The sequence below is a fragment of the Jatrophihabitans sp. genome (assembly GCF_036389215.1).
Lineage (GTDB): Bacteria > Actinomycetota > Actinomycetes > Mycobacteriales > Jatrophihabitantaceae > Jatrophihabitans_A.
The window spans coordinates 1-5123 of the sequence record NZ_DASVQG010000314.1 but is presented as its reverse complement, the minus strand read 5'-3'; the positions used below and the strand labels follow the sequence as shown (position 1 = coordinate 5123).

2 protein-coding genes are annotated in these 5123 nt (G+C 67.9%); both read right to left on the bottom strand.

Features of this window, described 5'->3' with window-relative positions:
* Positions 1-135: 135 nt before the first annotated feature.
* Positions 136-3201, bottom strand: a complete 3066-nt coding sequence (locus VF542_RS17930) for an alpha-mannosidase (protein ID WP_408653063.1) — start codon at positions 3199-3201, stop codon at positions 136-138.
* Between the two features lie 173 nt (positions 3202-3374).
* A partial coding sequence (locus tag VF542_RS17925) for a prealbumin-like fold domain-containing protein (protein ID WP_408653062.1) occupies positions 3375-5123 on the bottom strand: 1749 nt, incomplete at its 5' end.

Here is a 5123-nt window from a genome sequence, read left to right as displayed (position 1 = left end):
TCTGCCGGGTCGAACTCGATAGCCAGCCGGGTTCATCGACGGTGCTGCCCCTCCTGGCCGAACCGGAACGGGCGCATCAGGTAGGCCGATAGGTAGCCGGGCTGTCCGTCCTCGGACAGCGCACCGAACCAACCGTCATAGGACCGGCACTCCGTGCGGTGATGGTTGAGCGACGGCCCCACCGCTGAGCCGTAGCCGGACGGTGACGATCTGGAACGGCCGTAACCGCACGGAGAACCCGTCGCTGCTGTGCGAGTCCACGGCACCCTCGGTGATCGGGCGTTCCAGCAGATCGGTCTCCTGCACCTGACTGACCTCGGCGGCAACGCTGACCTGCGCGGAGGCCCGGCCGCCGCGGGACTCGTACAGCCGCACCACCAGATCGCCGGACCGGTCCTCTGCCAGCTTCACGCACTCCACCACGACGGCCGGGTTGTCGACGCTCAGCAACGGACCCACCCCCGCCGCGCCGAGCACGGTCCGGGCCGGCAGGTTGAGGTCATAACCCGCCTCGATCGCGCCGCCGACGTCCACGCCGACGACCAGGGCGTAGCTGAGGATGTGTTCGCCCTGGTCGGTGTCCGGATCGGGAAAGCGCGGCGCCCGGATCAGTGACAGCCGAAGGGTGGTCGTGGTGCCACCTTCCGGGCGGCTGACCCGGTTCACATCGTGGCCATAAGTCGAATCGTTGACGACGGCCACCCCGTAGCCCGGCTCGCCGACGTGTACCCAGCGGTGCGCGCAGACCTCGAACCGGGCGGCGTCCCATGAGGTGTTGACGTGGGTGGGCCGGTAGAGGTGCCCGAACTGGGTCTCGGAGGCGAACTGATCGGCATGCACGTCCAGGCCGAAGGCCACCTTGAGCAGCTTGGCCGACTCGTGCCAGTCCAGGACGGTCCGCACGTTGACCTGGCGGGCGGCGATGCCGGACCCACCGGACAGCGTGATGGTCTGCTCGACCGATGAGCTGCCGAAGCGCCGCCGGACCCGCACACCACCGGCGACCGGCTCGATCTCCGCGACCTCGGTCAGATCGACGGTGACGTTGCGGTAGTGCTGGTCGATGTCCCAGGCATCCCACCGGTTCGGCTGATCACGATGCAGCTGCAGCAGGTTCGCGTGGCTTCCAGGAGCAATCGCCTCGCGGCCGGCGGGCAGGTCATACACCGAACTGATCAGTCCGGCCGCGTCGAGCACGACCCTCAGCGTCGCGTTGTCCAGAACGTAGCTGTCCCCGTCCCGGCTGACGCTGACCCCAGCAGCGGCCAGCGGGGTGCCGGCGCCGAGCGCGGCGACACCGGCACGGGCGAACGGGGCGGCGTTGAACAGCAGCGGAACCGTCCCGGTCCCGGCCAGCGCGACCCGGGCCTCGTCGATGATCAGCCCTAGTTCACCGGCTATCTCGGCATAGGCCGCCTCGGCCTCCCGGTGCACCCAGGCGATCGAGCTGCCCGGCAGGATGTCATGGAACTGGTTGAGCAGCACGCGTTTCCAGAGCCGGTCCAGCTGATCGTAGGGATAGTCGACCAGCCCGGCGACGGCCGCGGTCGCCGACCACAGTTCCGCCTCGCGCAGCAGGTGCTCGCTGCGCCGGTTCCCTTGCTTGGTGCGGGCTTGGGAGGTGTAGGTCCCGCGATGCAGCTCAAGGTACAGCTCGCCCCGCCATACCGGGACGCCAGCCACGGTAGCGAGTTCGGCTTCCGCTGCCTGGAAGAACTCGCGCGGTGAGCCCAGCCGGACCCGCGGCGAACCCTCCAGGTCCGCCGTCCGGCGGGCCGCGGCGATCATCTCCCGGGTCGGCCCGCCACCGCCGTCGCCCCATCCGAACGGCACCAGCGACATCGTGCCGTAACCGTGCTCGGCATAGTTGTCCGAGGCATGCGCCAACTCCGCGGCCGACAGTTCGGAGTTGTAGGTGTCCACCGGCGGGAAGTGCGTGAACACCCGGCTGCCGTCGATCCCTTCCCACCAGAACGTGTGGTGCGGCATCCGGTTGGTCTGGTTCCAGGAGATCTTCTGGGTCAGGAACCACCGGCACCCGGCCCGTGCCGCGATCTGCGGCATCGCCGCGCTGTAGCCGAACGAGTCGGGCAGCCACACCTCGAGCGGTTCGACGCCGAACTCCTCGGAGTAGAAGCGCTTGCCGGTGACGAACTGGCGGACCATCGCCTCGCCGCCGGGCATGTTGGTGTCAGCCTCGACCCACATCCCGCCGACCGGCACGAACTGCCCGGTGCCGACCTTCTCCCGGATCCGTTCGAACACCGCCGGATGGTGCGCCTTGACCCAGGCCAGTTGCTGGGCCTGCGAGCAGGCGAAGACGAAGTCCGGCTCGGCGTCCATCAACGCCACGACATTGCTGAAGGTCCGCGCCGTCTTGCGGATCGTCTCGCGCACCGGCCACAGCCATGCCGAGTCGATGTGCGCGTGACCGGTGGCGATCACCCGGTGCGCGCTGGCGGCAGCCGGGCTGGCGAGCACGCCGCTGAGCTGCTTGCGGGCACTGTCCGCCGTGCCGGGGACATCCGCCGGGTCAAGGGTGTCCAGCATGCGTTCCAGGCTGCGCAGGATCTGGTGCCGGCGCGGATCGTGCGGCTGCAGCACCCGCATCAGGCCGTCCAGGCACCAGACGTCCTGCGCCAGTTCCCAGACCGGAAGGTCGAGGGCGGCCAGGTCGGCGCGGACGATCCGGTACAGCGGCGCCGGCCCGGCAGTGCGCTTGTCCCCCAACGGCGTCGGCCGGAACGACCAGTCCCCGGCCACGTTGGGGTTCGCCGCGGCCTCCACCAGCAGGCTGACCGGCTGTCCCGCGGCGGCCGCCACCGGAACGTAGCCGGTCCGCGGCGCGATGCCCTTGATCGGCCGGCCGTCGCCGGTGTAGGCCAAGCCCTCCGCCTGGAATCCGGGGGCGGCACCGCCGAAGCCGAGGTCGATCAGCGCCTCCACCCGGGCACCGGCCCAGTCGGGCGGCACCGTCCCGGTGAACCGGAACCAGCTGGTGCTCCAGGCCGGTCCCCAGGCATCGCCGACCGCCGCCGGCTGGTAGCGGGCGACCAGCGCCTCGGACACCGGCACCGGCTCGTCGGGCACCTGCCAGACCGAGACCGCCAGCGGCGCCGTCGCGCGATAAAGCGCAGGCGTGATCTGCTCGGTGACCGCCCGGGAGATCCGGTCCTCGACGATCGAACGGTTGTCGTGCATGCCTCACCTCGCCGGTAGCCGAGATCCCAGCGTCGCAGATGGGCCACCGCGGGACGACGGGAGGGACGCCGGCTGCGGATGACCTGCCCTGACCGATTGATCGGCAGCCCCCAGCTCACGCGACCGTGCCGGCCACCCCTGGCGAGGAGTGGCCGGCACAGTGCAGCCCGCTGTCAGCTGTTGGCGATGGTGAAACGCTCGGTTCCGCAGCTGGACGTGGCACCAAGGTTGAGGGTGTCACCGCTGTAGCTGGATGCCCAACGCCAGGTGCCCTCGGTGCTGGCGATGAAGCTGGTATTTGTGGTCGGGTAACTGCCGTTACCCGAAACGGTGACGGTCTGGGTCAGAGCCGGCGTCCCGGCGCAGGTGGTGTCGCCCGGGCCGTACAGGCTCATCGTGATCGTTCCGCCAGCCGTAGCGGTCGCCCCGGACAGCATGAAGGTGTCATTGGGAATCACGTTCTGTGCCGTGGTGGCCGTGGGGCTGGCCCTGACCAGCAGTTGCTCGCTGGAGCAAGGGCTGGTCGCGCCCGCGTTTGCGGCATCGCCGCTGTAGACCGCCTGGAAGCTGTAGTGGCCGGCCGCCGAGGCGATGAACGCATCGGAGTTCGGAACGATGCCATTCGTTACAGTCTTCCTGCTGTTGAGCAGGTCAGTTCCGGTGCAGGTGTTCTCCCCCGCGTAGGCGTGGTAGGTGACGGTGCCGCCGGCAGTGGCGCTGGCGCCGGACAGGGTCGACGAGTCGGTGATCGAGTCACCGACCTTCGCGGTTTCGGCCGACAGTAAGGTGGCGATCGTCGGGTGGAAGATCAGATTGTTGGTGTATACGCAGTCGACGGTGCCCGCGGAACTCATCGTAATGCTGGTCGTCGCCCCGCTCGGTGTCGCGCTGGTCCCCGGCCCGGAGGCCGTGCACGTAAGGCTCTTAAGGGTCCAGCCGGCGCTGACCTGTGCCGCGGTGAGGTTCTCGGTGACAGAGTAACTGCCCGCCTGAACCGCCGAGTAGGTCTGTGTTCCGCCGTTGGACAGGCTGAAGGTCGACGGGGTGAGGCTGCCGGTGGTGGTGTAGCCGAAACTGCTGTCGCCGTTCTCAGTCACCTTGTGGATCGTGATCGAGCCGCAATTGCTGATGTTCACCGCGATCGGGGCTATGAAGTCCTTGATTTCAGCAGTGAACGAGGATGAGGAACGGCTCTTGACGAACACGCTGCCGAAGGCCTCGCAAATGCCGGCCGGAAAGACCCCTGCGGCGGTGAGATCGATCGACGCCTCGCCGAACAAGCCGGCACCGAGCGCGGGAGAACCGGTCTGCAGCGGGTCCACGATGCTGGTGGTGTTCACCGCTCCCTCGGATACTGCCCCGCTCAGGTTGACGTGCCTGCCCCAGCAGGGAAGCGCGTTCGCGGAGAAGCACTGGCTGGTGGTGTTGCCCGCCGCCGAGGTCAGCCAGAAGTTCAGGGCCAGCGATGGGGTGCCGCTACCGCCGAAGTCGTAGCTCACCAGCAGATCGCCGGCGGTCCGGTTCAGGGTGATCGGCCCGATCAATGTGCTGGTGAAGCCGGCCGTCACCTTCTGGTTGATCTCGAAGTCCAGGTTCGCGTTGCCGATATTCACCAACCGCTCCCAGGCGAGATTCAAATAATTGTGGCCATTGGCGCCGAGGAATGAGGCTTCGTAGAAGCGGGAGAGGTCATTCTTGTTCGGCGGAATGGACCCGGCAACCACGGTCACCGCCGCATTATCTTCTTTCGTGCCCTGCCCGAAGGAGTTGTCATTGCTTCCGCTGGGCCGGTCGACTCCGGTATTCAGACCACTGACGGTGGCCCAGTCGGTGTTGCCGGCGGTATTCACGACCAGGTTGCCATCATTGCCCTCGAACGTGCTGCCGGCGAGATTGGCCGACGCCGTTTGAGCGATCAGCAT

Coding starts and splice junctions, on each gene's coding strand:
- VF542_RS17930 (WP_408653063.1), bottom strand. CDS start 3,201: ATGCACGACAACCGTTCGATCGTCGAGGACCGGATCTCCCGGGCGGTC.